This window comes from Microvirga sp. 2MCAF35, from assembly GCF_052115545.1.
GTDB lineage: Bacteria > Pseudomonadota > Alphaproteobacteria > Rhizobiales > Beijerinckiaceae > Microvirga.
In genome coordinates, this window is record NZ_JBFRGW010000042.1 from 1 (window position 1) to 20,399 (window position 20,399).

Annotated in this window: 22 protein-coding genes; 13 read left to right on the forward strand and 9 right to left on the reverse strand. The window is 64.4% G+C overall.

Annotated elements, in window-relative coordinates:
* Positions 1–267 precede the first annotated feature (267 nt).
* A complete protein-coding gene (locus tag AB4097_RS17805) occupies positions 268–609 on the reverse strand; it encodes a hypothetical protein (RefSeq protein ID WP_442041980.1) in 342 nt (113 codons plus the stop codon).
* 259 nt (positions 610–868) lie between these two features.
* Between AB4097_RS17805 and AB4097_RS17810 the strand changes: the two genes are divergently transcribed.
* The gene (locus AB4097_RS17810) at positions 869–1,126 is read left to right on the forward strand and encodes a hypothetical protein (protein WP_442041982.1); all 258 of its coding nucleotides are present in this window, start codon (positions 869–871) and stop codon (positions 1,124–1,126) included.
* Positions 1,127–1,132: 6 nt separating this feature from the next.
* Here AB4097_RS17810 and AB4097_RS17815 read toward each other — a convergent pair whose 3' ends face one another.
* Positions 1,133–2,059 (reverse strand): DMT family transporter, encoded by a 927-nt coding sequence (locus AB4097_RS17815; protein ID WP_442041984.1) that lies wholly within the window; start codon positions 2,057–2,059, stop codon positions 1,133–1,135.
* A gap of 259 nt (positions 2,060–2,318) precedes the next feature.
* Between AB4097_RS17815 and AB4097_RS17820 the strand changes: the two genes are divergently transcribed.
* The 4 genes from AB4097_RS17820 (at position 2,319) to AB4097_RS17835 (ending at position 6,221) form a co-directional block, all read left to right on the forward strand.
* A complete protein-coding gene (locus tag AB4097_RS17820) occupies positions 2,319–3,551 on the forward strand; it encodes an MFS transporter (RefSeq protein WP_442041986.1) in 1,233 nt (410 codons plus the stop codon).
* A 211-nt stretch (positions 3,552–3,762) separates the two neighbouring features.
* Complete coding sequence (locus AB4097_RS17825; protein ID WP_442041988.1) at positions 3,763–4,152, forward strand: septal ring lytic transglycosylase RlpA family protein; 390 nt, start codon at positions 3,763–3,765, stop codon at positions 4,150–4,152.
* Between the two features lie 160 nt (positions 4,153–4,312).
* Entirely contained in the window at positions 4,313–5,110 is a 798-nt protein-coding gene (locus AB4097_RS17830; RefSeq protein WP_442041990.1) for a hypothetical protein, read from the forward strand.
* Complete coding sequence (locus tag AB4097_RS17835; RefSeq protein WP_442041992.1) at positions 5,103–6,221, forward strand: thermonuclease family protein; 1,119 nt, start codon at positions 5,103–5,105, stop codon at positions 6,219–6,221. The genes AB4097_RS17830 and AB4097_RS17835 overlap by 8 nt, the downstream gene beginning before the upstream one ends.
* A gap of 53 nt (positions 6,222–6,274) precedes the next feature.
* Here AB4097_RS17835 and minE read toward each other — a convergent pair whose 3' ends face one another.
* From minE to minC, 3 genes are read right to left on the reverse strand one after another with little or no spacing between them, the layout of a single operon-like run.
* Positions 6,275–6,538, reverse strand: coding sequence for a cell division topological specificity factor MinE (gene minE / locus AB4097_RS17840; protein ID WP_442041994.1), 264 nt, complete (start codon positions 6,536–6,538; stop codon positions 6,275–6,277).
* A complete protein-coding gene (gene minD / locus AB4097_RS17845) occupies positions 6,535–7,350 on the reverse strand; it encodes a septum site-determining protein MinD (RefSeq protein ID WP_114943231.1) in 816 nt (271 codons plus the stop codon). Before minD ends, minE begins: the two co-directional genes overlap by 4 nt.
* A gap of 16 nt (positions 7,351–7,366) precedes the next feature.
* Positions 7,367–8,035, reverse strand: a complete 669-nt coding sequence (gene minC, locus AB4097_RS17850) for a septum site-determining protein MinC (RefSeq protein WP_442041997.1) — start codon at positions 8,033–8,035, stop codon at positions 7,367–7,369.
* Between the two features lie 493 nt (positions 8,036–8,528).
* Here minC and AB4097_RS17855 point away from each other — a divergent pair, with 493 nt between their 5' ends.
* Together AB4097_RS17855 and AB4097_RS17860 are read left to right on the forward strand one after the other, a co-directional pair.
* The gene (locus AB4097_RS17855; RefSeq protein ID WP_442041999.1) at positions 8,529–9,641 is read left to right on the forward strand and encodes a TAXI family TRAP transporter solute-binding subunit; all 1,113 of its coding nucleotides are present in this window, start codon (positions 8,529–8,531) and stop codon (positions 9,639–9,641) included.
* 65 nt (positions 9,642–9,706) lie between these two features.
* A complete protein-coding gene (locus AB4097_RS17860; RefSeq protein WP_442042001.1) occupies positions 9,707–11,254 on the forward strand; it encodes a hypothetical protein in 1,548 nt (515 codons plus the stop codon).
* A gap of 71 nt (positions 11,255–11,325) precedes the next feature.
* On the opposite strand, the gene AB4097_RS17865 is transcribed toward AB4097_RS17860, so the two are convergent.
* Positions 11,326–11,583: a hypothetical protein gene (locus AB4097_RS17865; RefSeq protein WP_442042003.1), complete on the reverse strand. Its 258-nt coding sequence runs from the start codon at positions 11,581–11,583 to the stop codon at positions 11,326–11,328.
* A 180-nt stretch (positions 11,584–11,763) separates the two neighbouring features.
* Here AB4097_RS17865 and AB4097_RS17870 point away from each other — a divergent pair, with 180 nt between their 5' ends.
* The 4 genes from AB4097_RS17870 (at position 11,764) to AB4097_RS17885 (ending at position 14,393) form a co-directional block, all read left to right on the forward strand.
* Positions 11,764–12,363 carry a helix-turn-helix domain-containing protein gene (locus AB4097_RS17870; RefSeq protein ID WP_442042005.1) on the forward strand — a complete coding sequence of 200 codons (600 nt, stop codon included), beginning with the start codon at positions 11,764–11,766 and terminating at the stop codon, positions 12,361–12,363.
* A gap of 9 nt (positions 12,364–12,372) precedes the next feature.
* A complete protein-coding gene (locus AB4097_RS17875) occupies positions 12,373–12,909 on the forward strand; it encodes a GNAT family N-acetyltransferase (protein WP_442042007.1) in 537 nt (178 codons plus the stop codon).
* Positions 12,910–13,020: 111 nt separating this feature from the next.
* On the forward strand, positions 13,021–13,788 hold the full coding sequence (locus tag AB4097_RS17880; RefSeq protein ID WP_442042009.1) for a sulfite exporter TauE/SafE family protein: 768 nt from the start codon (positions 13,021–13,023) through the stop codon (positions 13,786–13,788).
* A gap of 128 nt (positions 13,789–13,916) precedes the next feature.
* On the forward strand, positions 13,917–14,393 hold the full coding sequence (locus AB4097_RS17885; RefSeq protein WP_442042011.1) for a hypothetical protein: 477 nt from the start codon (positions 13,917–13,919) through the stop codon (positions 14,391–14,393).
* A gap of 72 nt (positions 14,394–14,465) precedes the next feature.
* Here the strand turns inward: AB4097_RS17885 and AB4097_RS17890 are convergent, their stop codons facing one another.
* Positions 14,466–15,497 carry a cysteine synthase A gene (locus AB4097_RS17890; RefSeq protein ID WP_442042013.1) on the reverse strand — a complete coding sequence of 344 codons (1,032 nt, stop codon included), beginning with the start codon at positions 15,495–15,497 and terminating at the stop codon, positions 14,466–14,468.
* Positions 15,498–15,713: 216 nt separating this feature from the next.
* On the opposite strand from AB4097_RS17890, the gene AB4097_RS17895 reads away from it, so the two are divergent.
* A complete protein-coding gene (locus AB4097_RS17895; RefSeq protein WP_442042015.1) occupies positions 15,714–16,949 on the forward strand; it encodes a YeeE/YedE family protein in 1,236 nt (411 codons plus the stop codon).
* A gap of 23 nt (positions 16,950–16,972) precedes the next feature.
* Here the strand turns inward: AB4097_RS17895 and AB4097_RS17900 are convergent, their stop codons facing one another.
* The gene (locus tag AB4097_RS17900; protein WP_442042045.1) at positions 16,973–17,902 is read right to left on the reverse strand and encodes a LysR substrate-binding domain-containing protein; all 930 of its coding nucleotides are present in this window, start codon (positions 17,900–17,902) and stop codon (positions 16,973–16,975) included.
* 97 nt (positions 17,903–17,999) lie between these two features.
* Here AB4097_RS17900 and AB4097_RS17905 point away from each other — a divergent pair, with 97 nt between their 5' ends.
* Positions 18,000–19,466 (forward strand): catalase, encoded by a 1,467-nt coding sequence (locus AB4097_RS17905; protein ID WP_442042017.1) that lies wholly within the window; start codon positions 18,000–18,002, stop codon positions 19,464–19,466.
* A gap of 230 nt (positions 19,467–19,696) precedes the next feature.
* On the opposite strand, the gene AB4097_RS17910 is transcribed toward AB4097_RS17905, so the two are convergent.
* Entirely contained in the window at positions 19,697–20,362 is a 666-nt protein-coding gene (locus AB4097_RS17910) for an MBL fold metallo-hydrolase (RefSeq protein ID WP_442042019.1), read from the reverse strand.
* Positions 20,363–20,399 lie beyond the last annotated feature (37 nt).

A 20,399-nucleotide genomic window follows, 5' to 3' on the forward strand; every position in this document is an offset into this window, starting at 1 on the left:
TATCCTTGGTTAGGCTAGCTATGCACGTGAGCAAGGGGCATGCACCCGCACGCCCTCACACTCGGGTTCGTCGATGTTTGGGAAGAGGGTCTGAACGTGCGCCTGGAAGGCCAAGGCGTAACGGCCCGATTGTCCGGCCAAATGTCGATCCTCTCTACCTAATGCTCACTTGCGGCGAATACAAGGCGGCCAGCCGGATAAGCGCCCTACCCTCTCCAGGTGGCGCAGGAGAAGGGATCAGATCGTCGCCATTCGGGATGGCTCGCTTCAGTACTTCAGCCGCAGTGCCTGGACACTCGCTCCGCCATTGGCACAGTCAATGCGAGCTCGCGGACAGGAAGAGACATAGGCCGCAGTCGGGCAATAGGTCTGCATGAAGCTCTCGTCGATCGCGCAGGTCACATGGACGCGGTAGAAGCCCTGCGGGCCGCTCGGCGAATCGTGCAGGACGGAATAGCCGAGCCCCTGGTCGGCGAGCCGGGCGATGGCGCGGCCGGGTTGGACAATCCGGGTGGTTTCGAACCGGGACACGGTCCTCACATCGGCCGCCTGGGCTGCCGATCCCACCAGACCGGCCGTCAGGGCGATCCCTATCAAAACCTGCTTCATGCTGCGCCTCGTTGCCGTTTATCGAAGATCCGGTTCGCTCCGGTTGGGACCAATGGGAGGAACCTGTCGAGGATAATGCAAAGCTGCCGTCCGGGATCCATCGCGGGCGTCTCCACGAACGATTAACCACGCTCCCCGGCGGAGCCTGCCCCATCTCGGACTTTAAGCAACCGGTAGGATCTTGTGCCCGATAAACGCCACCAGTTGCTAAGCGTAAACCGACCAGGATCCTATGCACCACATCCATCTCGCTGAGGGTATGCGGCTTCGTTTTCCGGCCCGGAGCGCCGACTTCGATCAGGGTGTCGAGATCGGCATCGTGGCCGCTCTGATGAGCCAGGATCTGACGGAATTCTCCCGCAGGATCTCGAACGAGAATCTCGGCCAGGTGCGGGCCCTGGTGGAGCAGTTCGGCTACCGCCTCGTCGAGGGTCAGGCCGACGGGGAGTTCGTGGAACTCAATTTCTACAGCCGCACGGCGCGCCCGCGCCTGCGCGTCGTTCATTCGGGAACCTGATCCGGATCAGACGGAAAACCTCTTCTGCATGGCGCGGACGCGCTCGCGATAGGCCGTGTAGAAGCCGCTCATGCAGATGAGGCCGGCGCCCGTGATCGTCCAGGAATCCGGCAGCGATCCGAACACCAGATAGCCGAGCGTGCCCGCCCAGATCAGCTGGACATAGGAAAACGGCGCAATCAGCGATGCGTTGCCATGGCGATAGGCCATGACCACGAACCAATGGCCGATGGCGAACAGGATGCCCATGCACAGGCCGAGCGCAATCTCGGTTCCGTTCGGCGTCACCCAATTGAAGAGCATGAGCGCACTCAGCACGATGCTGCCGACCGAGGCCGAGTAGGCAAGCGTCGTGAGGGCATGGTCGCCCGTGATCTTGCGGGTGACCACGGCCCCGACGGCCCAGCTCGACGCGCTGACGATCGGCAGGAAGGCCGCCGGCTGAAACGCGCCCGTGCCGGGCCTTACGACGATCACGACCCCGATCAGGCCGATCGCGGCGGCCATCCAGCGCCGCCAGCCGACGGTCTCGCCTAAGAAGAGCACCGACAGGGCCATGATCAGGATCGGCGAGACGAAGAAGACCGCCGTCGCGTCGGCTACAGGCAGATGAGGCAGACTCTGGATGAACATGATGGAAGAGCCCACCATGCCAAAGCCCCGGACAACCTGAAGACCAGGCCGCTGAGAGCGGAACAGGGCCGGCCCGCCCTTGATCAGCACCACGGGAAGGATGACGAGCGCGAAGGTGACGTAGCGCATCCAGGCCACTTCCGGTGGCGGCAGGGTGGAGGCGAGCTGCTTGGTGATGACGTCCGCCACGGAAAACACGACCGTGGAACTGATCAGGAAGAGGATGCCCCGCAGCGGAGAGGCAGGCGCGCCGGGTGTCGAGGGCGCCGCATTGTCCCGAGCAGCGGAGGCGGAGGTCATGAACAGCTCAAAAAATGAGGCTCGCACGACGATGCGGCGAGCCTGACGGTCTCAAGAGAGGAGGTAATGGAGAATGCATAAAATACCGTTCCACCTCGGGGAGAAGTGCAAAGACGGCAGGTATTCCATGCTTTCTGTGAATGGATAGCCACGTCGACGGCCCTACAGTTGCACCTTAAGCATAGGCAGCACGAAGATGAGCCCTATCCTAGAGTCGGTGCATCAAGCCGTACACGTTCGGCAGGCGCGGAAGGAATTCATGCTGGAGCCATTGTCGGAAACGCCGAGCCGCCTGGTGAGCGGAACGCCTGCCTTCCGCCGATTGAACATGGCTTTGTTCGCCGCCGGCTTCTCGACCTTTGCCATCCTCTACTGCGTTCAGCCCCTGCTGCCGGAATTCTCGCAGGAATTCCATGTCAGTGCGGCCGTCAGCAGCCTGTCCCTGTCGCTTTCGACCGGCCTTCTCGCAGTGGCGATGCTGGTGGCGGGTTCCTTGTCGGAAGTCTGGGGACGCAAGCCCGTCATGGTGGCGTCGCTGTTCGCCTCGGCGTTCCTGACCCTGTTGTCCGCCGCGGCCCCGAACTGGACCAGCCTGCTCCTCGCCCGCATGGCGATCGGCATCACCCTGAGCGGCCTTCCGGCGGTCGCCATGGCCTATGTGAGCGAGGAAGTGGACCCGAAATCCATCGGCCTCGCCATGGGGCTCTTCATCGGCGGCAATGCGGTGGGCGGCATGGCCGGGCGGATCATCAGCGGCGTGCTGACGGATCTCGGTTCCTGGCGGGTCGCCATCGGGCTGATCGGCGTCGTGGGCCTGTGCTCGGCCCTCGCGGCATGGCGGAGCCTGCCGGCGTCAGTCCATTTTCATCCCCGCCCGGCCCGTCCTGGGCAGTTGCTGCGCTCCTTCGGCGAACACCTGCGGGATCCGGGCCTGCGCGCCCTCTTCGCGGAGGCTTTCCTCCTCATGGGCGGGTTCGTGACGATCTACAATTATCTCGGCTACCGCCTGACGGAGGCGCCCTATTCCCTGAGCCAGTCGGCCATCGGGGCGATCTTCTCAGCCTACCTGATCGGCACCCTGAGCTCGGCCTGGATCGGGGAGCTGGCCGGACGCTTGGGCCGCAGACGGGTCCTGTGGGCCATGATCGCGATCATGCTTGCCGGCGTGGCGCTCACGCTCTTCCATCACCTTGTGCTCATTCTGGCCGGGATCGTAGCCGTCACCTTCGGCTTCTTCGGCGCTCATTCCATCGCCAGCAGCTGGGTCGGCAACCGGGCCCTCGGGGCGAAGGCGCAGGCCTCGGCCCTGTACCTGTTCTGCTATTATCTCGGCTCCAGCGCCGTCGGCACGCTCGGCGGCGTGTTCTGGACCCATGGGGGCTGGCCCGGGGTCTCGGCCCTCGTGGCCCTCCTGCTGATCGCGGCACTCGCCCTGGCCTTTCGACTGATGGCTCTTCCCCCAAGGGAAGCCAAGCTGCCTCGCGGGCAGTAAAAATTCCGTCCGGGACAAGCAATCGAGCGCCAGATTATTTGCGACCGACTCAGCGAAACCACGATCATTCGAAGGACCAATATAGATTAATTGAATAGCCACTCTGGATACTCAGGCTATACCCGTTAGGTGACAGCCAAATATATCGTCTTAATGTTGCCCCATTAGCCTCCATCTTGCAGGCCACCGATAACAATCATGGGAATGCATTGTGGATCAACGCAAGGTTTCGCTCGCACTCGCGGCTCTGTTCATTTCTGGTTCGACCATCTTCTTACCTCAAGCTGCCTCCGCCGAGCCGGCGGGATCTTCAGGAAAAGTCATTCAGAGCGGCCGCGCTTCCTGGTATGGCCCAGGCTTCCACGGCCGGCGGACCGCGAGCGGCGAAACCTTCAACACCAACGACCTGACCGCCGCCCACCGCACCCTGCCCTTCGGCACGAAGGTCCGGGTCGTCAACAAGAAGACTGGCAAGTCGGTGGTAGTTCGTATCAATGACCGTGGTCCATATGCTCACGGCCGCGTCATCGACCTTTCAAAAGCCTCTGCGCAGGCAATTGGGCTCTCCGGCGTCACCTCGGTGGACGTCGCCCAGCTTTAAAGACCGGCTTTCGAGCCTCCCGCTTATTTCATGACCAATCCATTTCAAGACTGAACCATTGCCAACCGCCCCGGCAGGACAGCCCTGCCGGGGCGGATCATGGAACCGACAAGCCTTTTACCCGCTTTTCCCCGGTCCCTTTCTCTCAAGAAGAGGCCTTTTGGAACGCATGCAGATCGGCCGGTCCCTGACATCGATCACCGCCCTCCTGACGCTCACGGCAGCCGTCTCCTCCATGGCCGCCGCGCAGACGGGGCGGAGCTGGGTCGATCCTCCCGCCCGCATCGAGCCGGCGCCGTCCCAGGCGCCCGCCCCTCAGGCTCCACCGCCCGAAAGCCCTCCGCCGCAGGCCGCGACGCCGGCTCCAGCCCCGGTGGCTCCGCCCGCTCAGACGGCCCAGCCGCAGGCGCCGGTCACGAAGCCTGATAGGCCGGCTGCGGCGCAAACCGAGCCGCCGCCAGCGAGACCTTCGGCGCCGGTCGTCACCGCGCAGCCGAAGGACAGTCCGGACGATAAGCGCTCCACCCGGGCGGCAGTCGCACGGGACTTCGCGGTCGATTATCTCCAATCCTGGTCCGCCTCTAACGAGGTCGCCCTCGAGGCCACAGCTGCTTTCTATGCGCCGCGCATTCTCTTCCACGGCCGCGAGATGACCATGAAGCGGCTCTTCAACGAGAAGCGCCGCTTCGCGCAGCGCTGGCCGGAGCGCGATTATCGCCCGCGCCAGGATGCCATCGGGGCCACGTGCAACCCGGCGGGCGAGGTCTGCACGGTGCATGCGGTGTTCGATTTCAAGGCAGCAAGTCCCAAGCGGCGACGCATGTCGCAGGGTACCGGCGCCCTTCAGCTCATTGTAAACTTCATCGGCGACAGGCCGGTCATTGTCGCGGAACACAGCACGCTGCTCGGACAGGAGCGCCGGAACAATCTTGCCCAGGAGGGTGTCTCGCATGATTGACGATTCCACCACGCCGGATTCCAAGGCCGATCCGCGCAACAACTGGGCCCGGATCCGCGACAGGATGCGCGAGGTCATCCATGCGGAGCTCGACAGGATCCATCCCACGGACGACTCGCGCCGCGCTCTCGAACTCATCATCGAATCCTCCGTGCGCCCGTCGGAGGAGAACGGGGCGCTGAAGCTCACCATCATCGACCATGAAGGCAAGATGCGCATGATCGAGAAGGACGGGCAGACGGCGGAGTTCACGCTTCGCGATCTCCTGGACGAGTTGCGCGTCAAATATCCGGTGCTGTTCCGTCCAGCCAAGCCCGATGCGGCCGCGCTCGTGGGGGAGAACGAGATGCCTCAGCCGCGCGAGGCGCCGAAGCGCGATTGGCTGAACGTCGATGCACCCCCGTCACGCCCGGTCGAGGACGCAGTCGCAATCCATCACGAGGCGCGAGAGGAGCCGACGCTTCCGGAACGGGCACGCAGCACGTTCGAGACGCTGAAAGCTTCCGTCATACCCGACCACGGCGACCGGGATCGGGCCGAGGATCCTGCGATCCCGGTCGCCGAGGAGCATGAGCGGAACGTCTTCAGTGAAACGCCGGCGCGCTCCTGGGCGCGACCGGCCGTCGCCCTCGCGGCGGTGTCGTTCCTCGCGCTCCTCGGCGTCGGGGCCTTCCTGTTCCGGGGACATGAGGCGCCGGCGCCGCACGCCAGCGCCGCGGCGCCAATCGCCCCCGGCCCGATCAAGGAACCGGAGCCGGTCACGACGGGTTCGACGGGCTCGGTCGGATCGCTGCGCGGCGTGCCGGACGTGATCGATACGGCAACCCTGTCGCTGAACGGTGAAGTGGTGCGCCTGTTCGGCGTCGAATGGGCTCCCGGCGCAGGCAAGCCGGAGGACCTGACCCAGTATCTCAACGGGCGCGAAGTGACCTGCGACCCGGCGGGTGGAAACGACGTTTACCGGTGTCAGGTCGGCAGCCAGGACCTGTCCCGCGTGGTGCTGTTCAATGGCGGGGGCCGCCCCACGGACGATGCGACGCCCGAACTCAAGGCCGCGGCCGACAAGGCCCGCGAGGCGAAGATCGGCGTCTGGAGCAAGCAACAACCATGAGAAAGCCGCCCTCGCATCAGCCAGGGCGGCTCATCCTTCATGGCACGGCATGATCAGGCGCGCGCTTCGGCCGGACCGGGAATCTCGATCTCGATCTCGAGGGTCGAAATGTCGGAGTCGCGGTTCATCTTCACCTGAACGTTGTCCTGCTCCACCATGACGTGGCGGCGGACGACGGCCAGGATCTCCTCCCGCAGCTGTGCCACGAGGTCGGGCTTGCCCCCGACGATGCCGCGCTCATGCGCCAGCAGGATCTGCAGGCGCTCCCTTGCGATGGGCGCGGAGGTGCGCCGGTTGAAGAAACTCAGAAGGCTCATGCAGCTCTCCGTCCGAACAGCTTGCCGAACAATCCCTTTTTGTCGGACGGGATGGTCAGTTCGACCGTTTCGCCCTTGAGCCGGCGGACCGCATCGAAGTAGGCGCGGCCCGGCGCGCTGGCAGGATTGTTCAGCGTCACCGGCGAGCCCACGTTCGAGGCGCGCAGCACCTCTTCGCTCTCGGGGATGATGCCGATCAGCGGGATCGAGAGGATCTCCAGCACGTCCTCGACCTTCAGCATCTCGCCGCGCTCGGCGCGAGCCGGATCGTAGCGGGTGAGCAGCAGGTGCTTCTCGATGCGCTCGCCCTTCTCGGCCCGTTCCGTCTTGGAATCGAGGAGGCCGATGATGCGGTCGGAATCGCGGACGGAAGAGACTTCCGGGTTCGTCACGACGACGGCCACATCCGCGTGGCGCATGGCCATGGTGGCGCCGCGCTCGATGCCGGCCGGGCTGTCGCAGATGATCCAATCGAACTTCTGGCGCAGTTCATCGAGCACCCGGGCCACGCCCTCTTCGGTCAGCGCATCCTTGTCGCGGGTCTGGGAGGCGGGAAGCAGGGAGAGGTTCTCGAGCCGCTTGTCGCGGATGAGCGCCTGGTTGAGCTTGGCGTCGCCCTGCACCACGTTGATGAGATCGAACACCACGCGGCGCTCGGCGCCCATCACGAGATCCAGGTTGCGCAGGCCGACGTCGAAGTCGATGACCACGACCTTGTCGCCGCCATGTGCCAGCGCTGCCCCCAAAGCCGCCGAAGACGTCGTCTTGCCAACGCCACCCTTGCCGGAAGTTACGACCAAGACTTTGGCCATTGTCGCCCTCTTTCTCTCAATCCATCGTTTTCAGGATGATCGAATCGCCATCCAGGTTCACTTGCACAGGCTGACCGAGGAACTTGCCCCCCAGATCGTCAGCGGTCTTGTAGAGCCCATCGATCGCAATCAATTCGGCTTCGAATTTGCGGCAGAAGATGCGCGCGCGGCCATTGCCCGTGCAGCCGGCGATGGCGCGACCACGCAAGGAGCCATAGACGTGGATCGAGCCGCCGGCCACGATCTCGGACCCCGATGCGACGGAACCGAGAACCGTCACGTCGCCTTCGGGATGAAGGATCGATTGACCCGAACGCACGGAGCCTTCAATGAGAAGCGACTTCTCCGGCACGGGCGCATCCGCAAAGGGCGCGGCGGTCGCAGCGACGGCCGCATTGGCCGCGTCCGGCACGTCGATCTCGCCGGTGGGCTTCCCGCCGGCAATCTGCGGCGGCATGTCGGCGTCGACGTTCTCGGGAGCGGCGCCCTCCAGGCCGATGATGCGGATGTTGCGCATCTTGAACGCGGCCAGGAGGAATTTCAGCTCGGACTTGGAAGGCTTCAACGATGAGACATCGGCAATGATGGGCCGCCCGGTGAAAAACCCGGGCGAACGCTCGGACACGGCATCGAGATCTTCGAGCCAGTCCCTCAGCGGCACTTCGGGCGCGAGGACCAGGGCCATGAAGGACCTGCCACGGAAGCGAAGTGATGGACGGGTGCGAACGGCAATGGTCACGGGAGTTCAGATTCCTTTAATACCCCATGATTTCGACCGCTTATGGTTAACGGACCGTTAAAGGAGCGCGTGGACGCTAACAATTTTCAGGCGGCAGAACCGGCGAAAACCCGAGCATCCTGTCCGGGTAAACCCTGAGGCCCGGATAAGAAATTCCGCTCTTTCAAGGAATATAAAGATAAAACCTATCCCTTATTGAGTATTCAATAGCACTTCTTGAGTAGTAATCCGTCCTCAAAACTCAATTGACCGTACCCGACAGGGGCCTACGATGCTCGTTCTTTCGTTTTGTTTCATCGTTTCTTAGAGCGATTTTCCACCAGTAAGTACGAGCGCAAAGCGATCGGATCGACAATAGCCGCAAGGCTCATCCAGGGGAGGATGAAGGATGTCGGGTCGAGTGAACGTCTCTTCTTCGTTAAGCAGATTTTTCCGCCATGTGTGTCTTCAAGTCGTCTTTGTCGCAGCCGCTCTTCTATCCGGTACGCTCGCCGTTTCGGCCCAAAACGCCCAGGTCTTCAACCCGGCGCGCGCCAATGCGGGCACGCTCGGGGTGATCTCCGGCGGCGCGGACGGCACCTATATCCGCATTGCCGCCGATCTCGCCAACGTGCTCGACGGAGACGATCTTCGCGTCCTGCCGATGATCGGCCGTGGCTCGCTGCAGAACCTGCGCGACATCATGTTCCTGCGCGGCGTCGACATCGGCATCGTGCAGATGGACGCGCGCGAACAGCTGAAGGCGGAGAACCTCCAGAACGATGCGGTGCGGCGCCTGCGCTTCATCACCCGCCTCTACAACGAGGAGGTCCACATCATCGCCGACCGGGAGATCACCGATATCCGGCAGCTCGACGGCAAGAAGGTCAATATCGACAAGGCCGGCAGCGGTACCAACCTGACCTCGCGCCTGATCTTCGACAAGCTCGGGATCAAGCCGGACGTGACCACCTTCGATCAGGCCTCGTCCTATGCGAAGCTGAAATCAGGAGAGATCCAGGCGGCCGTCTATGTGGCCGGCCGCCCGGTCCGCGCCATCGCCGAGTTCCAGACGGATGGGCGCTTCCATCTCCTGTCGATCCCGTTCGAGGGAGAGATCGCGGAAAGCTACTTCCCGGCCCGCTTGGCGAACGCCGACTACCCGCAGCTCGTCGACAAGGACAAGCCGGTCGACACCCTTGCGGTCGGCAGCCTGCTCGCCGTGTTCAACTGGCCCGAAAACTCCGACCGCTACAATCGCGTCAAGCGGTTCGTGGATGCGTTCTTCTCCCGGTTCGACGAGTTCCTGCAGCCGGGACGGCATCCGAAATGGAAGGAGGTCAACCTCGCAGCCGACGTGCCCGGCTGGGAGCGCGTGAAGCCGGCGCAGGACTGGCTCGACCGCGCGGCCGCAGCCAGCAAGCCGACGCCAGAAGGCAAGAGCTTCGAGAGCTTCATGAAGAGCAGAGGCATCGACGTCTCGGCCGAGCAGCGCGAAGTGCTGTTCCGGGAATTCCTCGCGTGGCAGAGCGACCGGCAGAAATCCACCCGGCGCGTCACGCGGCAGGACTGACGATCCGAACAGGACCGAAGCTCAAGGCTCTCGCGGAACCTTGAGCGAGCACAAGGAGGTCCGACATGGTTGGGCACACCACATCCCGACGTAAACGTTTGACCCTGGAGTTGCTGACCACAGGTCTGATCGGCATTGCGCTCCTTGGCCCCGCCGTCGCGCAAGTCTCCCCGGCCGGCGGCGCTCCCAAGAACGGGAGCGACGCATCCCAAACGGCAACGGAGGACCTTCGCACGATCCTGCCGCTTCTTCTCACCTCGCCGGATCGGAAGCGACTTGCCGTGGACCTTGAGGCGGCCATCCGGACAGGCGACATGAAGAGGGCCGAGAGCAGCCTGAATGCGGCGATCGAGGTCGGGACTCTTGCCATCGTTCTCGTCGATCGCCTGAACGACCCGAGCCTCGCCACCGCCTTGCAGGGGCTCGGCATCCGGAGCGATGACGGCCAGACACCGGCGCCGTCCTCCGCCGACAAGACGACAACCGCCGAGGCCTGTGCGGCCTCTCCCGTTCCCGATGCCTCGACCCTCGCCGAGATGCGGCAGGCCTTGGAGCAGGAGCGCGCCAACAGCGGCAGGATCTCGCAAAGTCTCGCCAGCCTCACGCAGGAGCGCGATGCTCTCGCGGAGCGCCTGGACAAGGAATCGAAGTCGCAGGCGCTTGCATCCTCCGAGATGCGCCAGGCCCTGCAGCGGGAACAGGACCAGAGCCGGGCCGCCATCGGCGAACTGGAGAAGCTCAAGGCGGAATACGGTGCTCTTCAGGCAGCCAGGGAGCAGGACAAGGCCACCGAGGCAACGGGTGCGTCCGATCGGGACGCGGCCCTGCGCCGGGAGCGCGAGCGGGGCGACGCGGCCGAGCGCCGGCTCGCCGGCGCCGAGACGGAGCTGCGCGACCTGCGCGCCTTCAAGAATGAGAGGATGGCCTCCGACACGGCGCGGGTCTCGGAACTGAAGAAAGCCTTGGCCGTAGCCGAGTGGCGCGGCGACATGCTGACCCGGGAGCTGGTGGATACCGATGATGAGCTTCGCGCGCTTCAGGAGCCCCAACGTCCAAGCGCCACGCCTGTGGTGTTCCGCCTCGCGGCGGCCGGGACGGAACTCCCTCTCGCGGCTGCCCAGGAGGAGGCTCCTCCGCCTGCGCCGGAGGTGAAAACCGTCGTGGCTTCGGATAAGGCGCTGCCGGATGCGACCTCCGCCCTGCCGCAGGGGCTTGGCCCCGTCGTGGTCGCGGCCCTGCCCGAAGCCATCCAGCCGCTGCCGCTCGGCGCGGTAACAACGGTTCCCACGAAGACCGAGGCGCCGCCCACAGCCGAGCCCAAGGTGAGCGCATCTGCGGAGGTTCCTAAGGCCGATGACCGGCTGACGATCCGCGCCGAAGAGCTCTTCCGCAAAGGCGACGTGAGCGGAGCCCGCCTGTTGTTCGAACGCGCCATGGACAACGGTCATGCCCGCGCGGCCTTCCTGTTGGCGGAGACCTTCGACCCGAATGTGCTCTCCAGATTGGGCGTCCTGGGGATCCGCGGCGATGCCTCCAAGGCGCGGGAATATTATGCGCGGGCCCGTGCCCTGGGCATTGCACAGGCGGGCGAGCGGATGGAAGCGTTGAAGTGAGGTGAGACTCTAAGCTTTTGATTTTCGCATCACGGCACGCAAACCCGGTTCCCACTTTTGCGTTCGATGCTTCAGAACGGCACCCACTCGCCGCCCTCGGTCAGGGAATCCACGGCGCGTTCGAGCGCCGTGCCGGCATCGAGCAGCTGCTGGGCCGTCTGCTGAATCTGCAGGGCCGGTCCGGGAAGCCCCGCCACGTGCTCGGTCAACTCCCTGACCCGATCGATCAGCTCGATCAGGTCCGCGGCGAGCGCGGCCCTCTCCTCTGCCTCGGCGACAGGGGGGCGTCCTTGCTTCAGGCGCGGAGCGAGAGGGATCACGTTCGACATGCTCTGAAAATCTTCTTTTGTTCCGCCGAGGGCAATGGACGATCCGGGCGCGATCCACAGCAAACCGCAGCCTTAACGACTGCCACGCTTCATGGCGACGCCTTTTTGTAGCTTCGGAAGCTTGCTGGAGGCTTCAGCCTGCTCGTTGACTCCAGCATACTGGAACCGTATTCTAATTTAATGGAAGAAACCTCCGCCCTTCATGTCCATCTGGCGACGCGCCTGCGCGACCTGCGCACGGAGAGCGGCATGACCCTGGAAGGGTTGTCCGAGCGCACCGGCGTGAGCCGCTCCATGATTTCCCTGATCGAGCGCGGCGAGAGCAGCCCGACCGCGGCCGTGCTCGACAAGCTGGCCGCAGGACTCGGCGTGACCCTGGCGTCGCTCTTCGCCGAACGGGACAGCCGGGAGGCCTCTCCCCTCGCCCGCCGCGCCGATCAGCGCGTCTGGCGCGACCCGGACAGCGGTTATCTGCGCCGCAACCTCTCCGCTCCCGGCTTTCCCTCGCCCATCGAGCTCGTCGAGGTGATCATGCCGCCCGGCGCCCGGGTGGCCTACGACACGGGCCATCGCGCCTCCGTGGTCCACCAGCAGATCTGGATCGTCGAGGGTGAGATCGAGCTCACCCTGGGCGAGGAGACCTATCGTCTGGGTGCGGGCGACTGCCTGTCCATGCGCCTCGACCGGCCGACCCTGTTTCGCAACCATGCCGAGCAACCTGCCCGCTATCTCGTGGCGCTTGCCACCGATGCACGCGCCGGCTCCGGCCATCAGCGCTGAAGGAGCCCCATGAGCGAACCGATCACTATCCGCCTCCTCTCGGCCCAGGAGGCCGGGGAACAGATCGAGGCCCTGTCGGCCGTGCTGATCGATTGCGTCGAGGGAGGCGCCTCGGTCAGCTTCATGTCGCCCCTGACACGGGAAAGGGCCGATGCCTTCTGGCAGGGTGTCGCCGAAGGGGTCGCCCGAGGCGAGCGCATCCTTCTCGTCGCCCAGGAGGCGAGCGGAGGCATCGTCGGGACCGTGCAGGTAGTGCTCAAGCAGCCGGAGAACCAGCCTCATCGGGCCGACATCGCCAAGATGCTTGTCCACGGACAGGCCCGGAAGCGCGGCATCGGGGCGGCCCTGATGAGGGCAGCAGAAGACGCCGCCCGCGCGGCCGGGAAGACCGTGCTCGTGCTCGACACGGTGACCGGGGGCGACGCGGAACGCCTCTACGAACGCATCGGATGGACCAGATCGGGCGTCATTCCGAACTATGCCCTGTGGCCCAAGGGCGGGTTCTGCGACACGACCGTGTTCTACAAGCAGCTTTCGGCAGGCTGATCGCACGAAGACACGAAGCCTAGACGTTGGCCTAATGGGATCGGGTCCTTCCGCCATGCTATGGGCTGGGCTTCTTCAACCCTCCTGCTTCATATCCCGTCAGATAAAATCATGGATCTATCCACTGCGGTGCTTCTCGCCGCCTCGGGCCTGGCAGCCGGTCTCGTCAATGCGATTGCGGGCGGCGGCACCTTCTTCACCTTCTCGGCCCTCGTGGCCGCCGGTCTCCCGCCCGTCGTCGCCAATGCCACGAGCGCGGTCGCTGTCACGCCCGCCAACCTGGCGAGCGCCTGGGCCTACCGGCGGGAGCTCGCCGCCAACGTGAAGCGCTTCGCCGCGTTGGGCATCGTCAGCCTCGTCGGCGGCGTCATCGGCGCCTACATCCTCACCGTCACCAACAACGACGCCTTCCGCAAGCTCGTGCCGTGGCTCCTGCTGTTCGCGACCCTGCTCTTCGCCGCGAGCCCCAAGATCGTGGCGCTCGCCCGCAGGATCGGAAAGCAGGAAGGGCATCACCCGTCCACCAAGGCGTGGACGGCGGGGCTCGCGTTCCAGACATGCGTCGCCATCTATGGCGGCTTCTTCGGCGCAGGCATGGGCATCGTCATGCTGGCGGCGCTCGCGATCACCGAGGGCGACGACTTCCACCTGATCAATTCCGCGAAGCATCTGTGCTCCACGCTGATCCAGCTCGTCGCCGTGATCCTGTTCATCGCCGCCGGCCTCGTGAGCTGGCCCGAGACCCTGGTCGTAGGCGCCGCCTCCGTGATCGGCGGCTATCTCGGAGTCGTCTTCGGCCGTCGCCTGCCCGCAAGCGTGATCCGCTGGCTCGTCATCGCGGTCGGCGCGGCACTGACACTGTATTTCTTTATCCGCTGAATTCGATAACCATATTCGAAATAGCGTGCGGTCGGGCAGCTTTTTGAAGGCTGCTGCCCGATTCACGCCACAACCATGCTCCTTCCTGCGACACTCGATTCTCAACGCTCGCAAAGAAGGAAATGCCTGTGGCCGATTCCCATAACTTCTCAGGACACGACGCAACGCAATCGGTAAGCGCTCTCGGCCTGCGCTGGGCTGCCTTGCGCGGCATGCTGAACTCGCCGCTGATCACGGCCGAGGAGCAGCGCCCGCTGCGCGACGAACTTCTGCGCGAGCTTTCTGCCATCGAGCAGGATTTCAGCGATCTGCCGTCGCGCAGCACGATGGAGATTTCCGCCAAACTCGACATCGCGAAATCGGCGCTTCGCGAGCGCATTCAGGGCGGCGAGGCATGGCTCGTCGATCTGATCGAGAGCATCCAGTCCGATCTCCACAGTGTCGCCCACAAGCCGTCTGCGACGCCGGCAGCGGCAACCGGTCGTTCGCCGGCCAATCTCAGCCGTCCGCAGCCACAGCGTTCCGACGACACGAGCAGCTCTTCGACATCCCCGAGTTCCACGCCCTCCACGGGTTCGGAAACGACCACGTCTTCGGCGGCCTGATCATCGCAATGCGCCGCGCTCAAATATATCGAGCGCGGCGCACAAGCATCGCAGACGAGTAACGTTTTTTCGCTACACGAGTCCCGGATCGATGGTGCTCTTCCGCTCGAGCCATGCGGGGACGGGCAGGTTCTTCGAACGCAGGAAATCCGGATTGAAGAGCTTGGACTGATAACGCGTGCCGTAATCGCACAGGATCGTCACGATGGTGTGCCCGGGGCCGAGATGCCGGGCGAGGCGGATGGCGCCCGCGACGTTGATGCCCGACGATCCACCCAGGCACAGCCCTTCATGCGCCAGCAGGTCGAAGATGACCGGCAGCGCCTCCTCGTCCGGAATCTGGAACGCGACATCGATGGGTGCATCGACCAGATTGGCCGTGATGCGGCCCTGGCCGATGCCTTCCGTGATAGACGAACCGGACGCCTTCAGCTCGCCGGTCGTGTAATAGCTGTAGAGCGCAGCGCCCATCGGGTCGGCGAGGCCGATGGCGATCTTCGGGTTGCGCTCCTTCAACGCCATGCCGACCCCCGCAAGCGTGCCACCGGTGCCGACGGCGCAGACGAAGCCATCGACCTTGCCGTCCGTCTGCTCCCAGATCTCCGGTCCCGTCGTCTCGATATGCGCCTGCCGGTTCGCCACGTTGTCGAACTGGTTGGCCCAGATCGCCCCGTTCAGCTCGGATGCCGCGAGACGCTCCGCCAGCCGGCCCGAGACCTTCACGTAGTTGTTGGGGTTGGCGTAGGGCACGGCCGGGACTTCGATCAGCTCGGCGCCGGCGAGCCGGAGCATGTCCTTCTTCTCCTGGCTCTGCGTCTCCGGGATTACGATCACCGTCCGGAATCCGAGCGCATTGGCCACGAGAGCCAGGCCGATGCCGGTATTGCCCGCCGTTCCCTCGACGATCACGCCGCCCGTGCGCAGCACTCCGCGTCTCACCGCATCCTGGATGATAAAGAGGGCGGCCCGATCCTTCACGGACTGGCCGGGATTCATGAACTCGGCCTTGCCCAGGATGGTGCATCCGGTCAGTTCGGAGGCACGGCGGAGCTTGATCAGGGGCGTGTTGCCGATGGCGGCGGGGACGTCGGGCTGGATGGTCATGGCGCCTAGCTTCTGGTTCCGGGAAAAGGTCGGCGGGTAGAAGAACCGGGTGTACGCCATTCGGCAGGATTCTTCACGGCCGATATCCACATACTAAAATGTGATTAAAAATCAAAATACATCCCTTGACGTTCTTTATATCGAACCACATTGTGTGGTGGCAAGGGCCTCAGGCTCCTGGAACCCAATTCATTTCACGAAAGCTCAGGAGCGACCATGTCCAGCTCTGCCGTAGCTTCGCCTCTTTCCGCCGGAAACCGTGCAAGCTTGACCATCAACACCCCGGCCTCCCTGGCGGCCGCAGCCGGCATCATCGGCGGCGCGGCTCTTCTGGGCGCCGTCATCAATCCGAAGCAGGCTGCGCTTTACGTCCTCGGCGCAGCGCTCGGCCTCGTGCTCTATCACGCGGCCTTCGGCTTCACCTCCGCCTGGCGGGTTTTCATCGCGGATCGCCGGGGCGAGGGCCTGAGGGCCCAGATGGTGATGCTGGCGATTGCCTCCATCCTGTTCTTCCCGGTCCTCGCCTCCGGGACCCTCTTCGGCCAGCCGGTGGCCGGCAACGTCTCGCCGGCCGGGATCGGGGTCGTCTTCGGCGCCTTCCTCTTCGGCATCGGCATGCAGATGGGCGGCGGCTGCGCCTCGGGCACGCTCTACACGGTCGGCGGCGGCTCCACCCGCATGCTGATCACGCTCGCGGGTTTCATCGCCGGATCAGCCATCGGGGCGGCGCACCTGCATTGGTGGACGGCGCTGCCGAGCCTGCCCAAGATCTCGATCATCGAGCTTTGGGGTCCCTGGACGGCGCTTGCCGTGCAACTTGCCGTCTTCGCCATCATCGCGGCGGTGACCGTTCTGCTCGAGAAGCGCCGCCATGGGCAATTGATCCAGCCGGCGCCCTCCCCGCGCCAAGGCCTTGCGCGTTTCACGCGCGGTCCCTGGCCGCTGGTAGCGGGCGCGGTCGCCCTGGCCATGTTGAACTTCGTGACGCTCTACCTCGCCGGCCGGCCCTGGGGCGTGACCTCCGCCTTCGCCCTCTGGGGTTCGAAGATCGCGGCCGCCATCGGCTTCGACGTGGCGAGCTGGCCCTATTGGTCGAGCCCCGCCAGCAAGGCCGCGCTCGAGGGCAGCATCTTCAACGACATCACGACGGTGATGGATTTCGGCATCATCCTCGGGGCGCTTTTCGCCGCGTCCCTCGCCGGCCGCTTCGCCCCGACTTGGAAGGTCCCGCTGCGCTCCGCCGTCGCGGCCATCGTGGGCGGCCTGCTCCTCGGCTACGGCGCACGGCTCGCCTATGGCTGCAACATCGGGGCCTACTTCTCGGGCATCGCGTCCGGCAGCTTCCACGGCTGGGTCTGGCTCGTCGCGGCCTTCGCCGGCAACGTCTTCGGCACTCGCCTGCGCCCCCTCTTCGGCCTCGAAGTGGAGCGCGTGAAGCTCACCGGCTGCTGAACAGGAAAGGGGCTGAGTGGATCTCAGCCCCTTTCCACGAAGTCAGGTTTCTCGGCCTTCTCATCGGGCTGCTTGATCGCCTTGATCAGATGGCCGAGGGCTGTGAAATCGCTCTTGCGGGTCGAGCTGCGCCGCCACGCCAGCCCGACTTTGCGCATGGGGGCGTTTTCCGGAAACTCGATGAGAGCCACCCGCTGCCGGTCGACCTCGGTCTGGGCGCAGAGTTCGGGAAGCAGCGTGATGCCGTGACCGGCCGCCACCATCTGCATGATGGTGGTGAGCGACGCGGCGCCGAGTGCCTTGCGGGCCTGCATATTGGCGATGTGGCAGAACTGCAGGGCCTGATCCCTCAGGCAATGCCCCTCCTCCAGAAGAAGCAGGCGCTCCCCTTCCATGCGGGTACGCAGGTCGCCGCCCGCCCAGCCTTTGGCAGCCTCACTTTGAACTGCAATCAGGAAGCGGTCATCGAACAGCGCCATGGTCTCCACCTGCGGCTGCGGGATTGGCAACGCGAGGAGAGCAGCATCGAGATCGCCCCGGACCAGTTCCTCGACCAGGGCTCCCGTCTGAGTCTCGCGGATTTGGAGATCAAGGGCCGGGTAATGCCGTGCCACCTCGGTCAGAATTTCGGGCAGAAGGTAAGGAGCGATCGACGGGATGATCCCGAGGCGGAGCGGCCCCGTGAGGACACCCTGATGCTGGTGCGCGTAGTCCGACAATTCCCGCACCTGGTTCAGGATCGCGTCGGCCCGCTGGGCGATCTCCTGTCCGGCCGGCGTGATCGCCACAGAATTTCCCCGCCGCTCCACGAGATCAATGCCGAGTTCCCGCTCCAGCTCTTTGATCTGCATGGACAACGCCGGCTGCGTGATCGCGCATTGGTCAGCCGCCATGCCAAAGTGTTTCGTGCGCGCGAGCGTTTCGAAATAACGGAGCTGTCGAAGGGTGATCATGGTGTCGATAAGAATATCTGATCGCACTCTGTAATCAATACAATTGGACCTTATCGGCCCTCCCCGGCATGGTGCGCGGCACTCAATGGGGACGACCATGACAAAAACAACCACCATGACCACAACGGCGGGGGCGCCGATTGCCGACAACCAGAACAGCCTATCGGCCGGATCCCGTGGCCCGCTGCTGCTCCAGGATTACCAGCTCGTCGAAAAGCTGGCGCACCAGAACCGAGAGCGTATTCCCGAGCGCGTGGTCCACGCCAAGGGTTCGGCCGCCTACGGCACCCTGACCATCACCAACGACATCACGAAATATTCCAAGGCGAAGGTCTTCTCCGAGATCGGCAAGCAGGCGGACGTGTTCCTGCGCTTCTCCACCGTGGCCGGCGAGCGCGGCGCAGCGGATGCGGAGCGCGACGTGCGCGGCTTCGCGCTCAAGGTCTATACGGAAGAAGGCAACTGGGACATCGTCGGCAACAACACGCCGGTGTTCTTCGTGCGCGACCCGGTGAAGTTCCCCGACTTCATCCGCACGCAGAAGCGCCATCCCGCGACGAACCTGCGCTCCACCACGGCCATGTGGGATTTCTGGTCGCTCAGCCCCGAGAGCCTGCATCAGGTGACGATCCTGTTCTCGGATCGCGGCCTGCCGCAGGGCTACCGCTTCATGCATGGCTTCGGCTCGCACACCTACTCGTTCATCAACGAGAAGGCTGAGCGCTTCTGGGTAAAATTCCACTTCAAATCCATGCAGGGCATCAAGACCTGGATGAACCGCGAGGCCGAGGCCGTCGTGGCCAAGGATCGCGAGAGCGCCCAGCGCGATCTCTACGAGGCTATTCAAAGCGGCGACTTCCCGCGCTGGAAGTTCTGCGTCCAGATCATGCCCGAGACGGATGCGGAGAAGACCTCCTACAACCCGTTCGACGTCACCAAGGTGTGGCCGCATGCTGAGTATCCGCTGATCGAGGTCGGCATCCTCGAGCTCAACCGCAACGCCCAGCACTACTTCGCGGAAGTGGAGCAATCCTCGTTCTCGCCGTCGAACATCGTGCCCGGCATCGGCTTCTCGCCGGACAAGATGCTGCAGGGCCGCATCTTCGCCTACGCGGATGCGCATCGTTACCGCGTCGGCACCCATTACGAGGCGCTGCCGGTGAACCGTCCGCGCAGCGCCGTGAATCACTATCACGCGGACGGCCCGATGCTGTTCGACGTGCCCAACCGCGGCGATGCCTATTACGAGCCGAACTCCTTCAACGGCCCGGTGCAGACGCACCGCGCCGCGGAACCGCCGCTCAAGATCTCCGGCGATGCCGACCGCTACGACCACCGCGCCGGCAACGACGACTACAAGCAGCCGGGCGACTTGTTCCGCCTCATGACGCCGGACGAGCAGGCCCGGCTCATGGACAACATCGCGGAAGCGATGCAGGGCGTCCCCGAGGCGATCGTCAAGCGGCAGATCGTCCACTTCTACCTCGCCGACAAGGCCTACGGCCTCGGCGTGGCGGATCGCATGGGCCTCAAGGGCGCCGTGATGATCCAGGCCGCTGAATAGGCGGCAATAAACCGTAGGGGCAAAAGGAACGGCCCGGGAGCAATCCCGGGCCGTTTCTCCATTCTTGAGCGAACGCAACCATGCACGTCCCTCGACGTCATGGCCGGCCTCGTGCCGGCCATCCCGATGTGAAAAGCGCTTCGTTTCAATCAATCGGGATCACCGGCACGAGGCCGGTGATGACGTAGGAAAGGTCATCGGCACTCCAATAAGCCGCTTCCGGTCTGCAATCACAACAACCCCTCACCCTGCAGGAACGGATTGGTCTGCCGCTCCTGGCCGATGGTGCTCATGGGGCCGTGGCCGCAGATGAAGGCGATGTCGTCGCCGAGCGGCAGGAGCTTGTCCTTGATCGAGGCGATCAGCGCCTTGCCGTCGCCGCCGGGAAGATCCACGCGGCCGACGGAGCCCTGAAACAGCACGTCGCCCACGAGAGCGAAGCGCTGCGTCGGCGACACGAGGACGACGCTGCCCGGCGAGTGACCGGGGCAATGCAGCACGTCGAGGGCGAGGTCCCCGACCGTGACCGTATCGCCTTCGTTCAGCCAGCGGTCCGGCGTGACGGCGCGGGCGGGAAAGCCATAGGCCTGTCCCTGTTCGGCGAGCCGCTCCAGCAGGAACCGATCGGCTTCGTGCGGCCCTTCGACCGGAACGCCGAGATCCTCGCGCAGCTCGGCCGCTCCGCCGGCATGATCGATATGGCCGTGGGTGAGAATGATCTTTTCCACGCTGACACCAGCCTGCGCGATCGCCTCGCGGATGCGGTCGAGGTCGCCGCCGGGATCGACGACGGCCGCTTTCTTCGTCTTCTCGCACCACAGCAACGTGCAGTTCTGCTGAAAGGGCGTCACGGGAATGATGGTGGCGCTGACGTCTGGCACAGGCGATTCCTTCATCATGTCGCATCCACACATAGGTGCTGCGGAGGCGGCT

What these genes read in the sequence shown, in the direction of transcription:
- AB4097_RS17805 (WP_442041980.1), bottom strand. Translation starts at nt 609, where the DNA reads ATGAAGCAGGTTTTGATAGGGATCGCCCTGACGGCCGGTCTGGTGGGA.
- AB4097_RS17810 (WP_442041982.1), top strand. Translation starts at nt 869, where the DNA reads ATGCGGCTTCGTTTTCCGGCCCGGAGCGCCGACTTCGATCAGGGTGTC.
- AB4097_RS17815 (WP_442041984.1), bottom strand. Translation starts at nt 2,059, where the DNA reads ATGACCTCCGCCTCCGCTGCTCGGGACAATGCGGCGCCCTCGACACCC.
- AB4097_RS17820 (WP_442041986.1), top strand. Translation starts at nt 2,319, where the DNA reads ATGCTGGAGCCATTGTCGGAAACGCCGAGCCGCCTGGTGAGCGGAACG.
- AB4097_RS17835 (WP_442041992.1), top strand. Translation starts at nt 5,103, where the DNA reads ATGATTGACGATTCCACCACGCCGGATTCCAAGGCCGATCCGCGCAAC.
- minE (WP_442041994.1), bottom strand. Translation starts at nt 6,538, where the DNA reads ATGAGCCTTCTGAGTTTCTTCAACCGGCGCACCTCCGCGCCCATCGCA.
- minD (WP_114943231.1), bottom strand. Translation starts at nt 7,350, where the DNA reads ATGGCCAAAGTCTTGGTCGTAACTTCCGGCAAGGGTGGCGTTGGCAAG.
- minC (WP_442041997.1), bottom strand. Translation starts at nt 8,035, where the DNA reads ATGGCCCTGGTCCTCGCGCCCGAAGTGCCGCTGAGGGACTGGCTCGAA.
- AB4097_RS17860 (WP_442042001.1), top strand. Translation starts at nt 9,707, where the DNA reads ATGGTTGGGCACACCACATCCCGACGTAAACGTTTGACCCTGGAGTTG.
- AB4097_RS17865 (WP_442042003.1), bottom strand. Translation starts at nt 11,583, where the DNA reads ATGTCGAACGTGATCCCTCTCGCTCCGCGCCTGAAGCAAGGACGCCCC.
- AB4097_RS17870 (WP_442042005.1), top strand. Translation starts at nt 11,764, where the DNA reads ATGGAAGAAACCTCCGCCCTTCATGTCCATCTGGCGACGCGCCTGCGC.
- AB4097_RS17875 (WP_442042007.1), top strand. Translation starts at nt 12,373, where the DNA reads ATGAGCGAACCGATCACTATCCGCCTCCTCTCGGCCCAGGAGGCCGGG.
- AB4097_RS17880 (WP_442042009.1), top strand. Translation starts at nt 13,021, where the DNA reads ATGGATCTATCCACTGCGGTGCTTCTCGCCGCCTCGGGCCTGGCAGCC.
- AB4097_RS17890 (WP_442042013.1), bottom strand. Translation starts at nt 15,497, where the DNA reads ATGACCATCCAGCCCGACGTCCCCGCCGCCATCGGCAACACGCCCCTG.
- AB4097_RS17895 (WP_442042015.1), top strand. Translation starts at nt 15,714, where the DNA reads ATGTCCAGCTCTGCCGTAGCTTCGCCTCTTTCCGCCGGAAACCGTGCA.
- AB4097_RS17900 (WP_442042045.1), bottom strand. Translation starts at nt 17,902, where the DNA reads ATGATCACCCTTCGACAGCTCCGTTATTTCGAAACGCTCGCGCGCACG.
- AB4097_RS17905 (WP_442042017.1), top strand. Translation starts at nt 18,000, where the DNA reads ATGACAAAAACAACCACCATGACCACAACGGCGGGGGCGCCGATTGCC.
- AB4097_RS17910 (WP_442042019.1), bottom strand. Translation starts at nt 20,362, where the DNA reads ATGAAGGAATCGCCTGTGCCAGACGTCAGCGCCACCATCATTCCCGTG.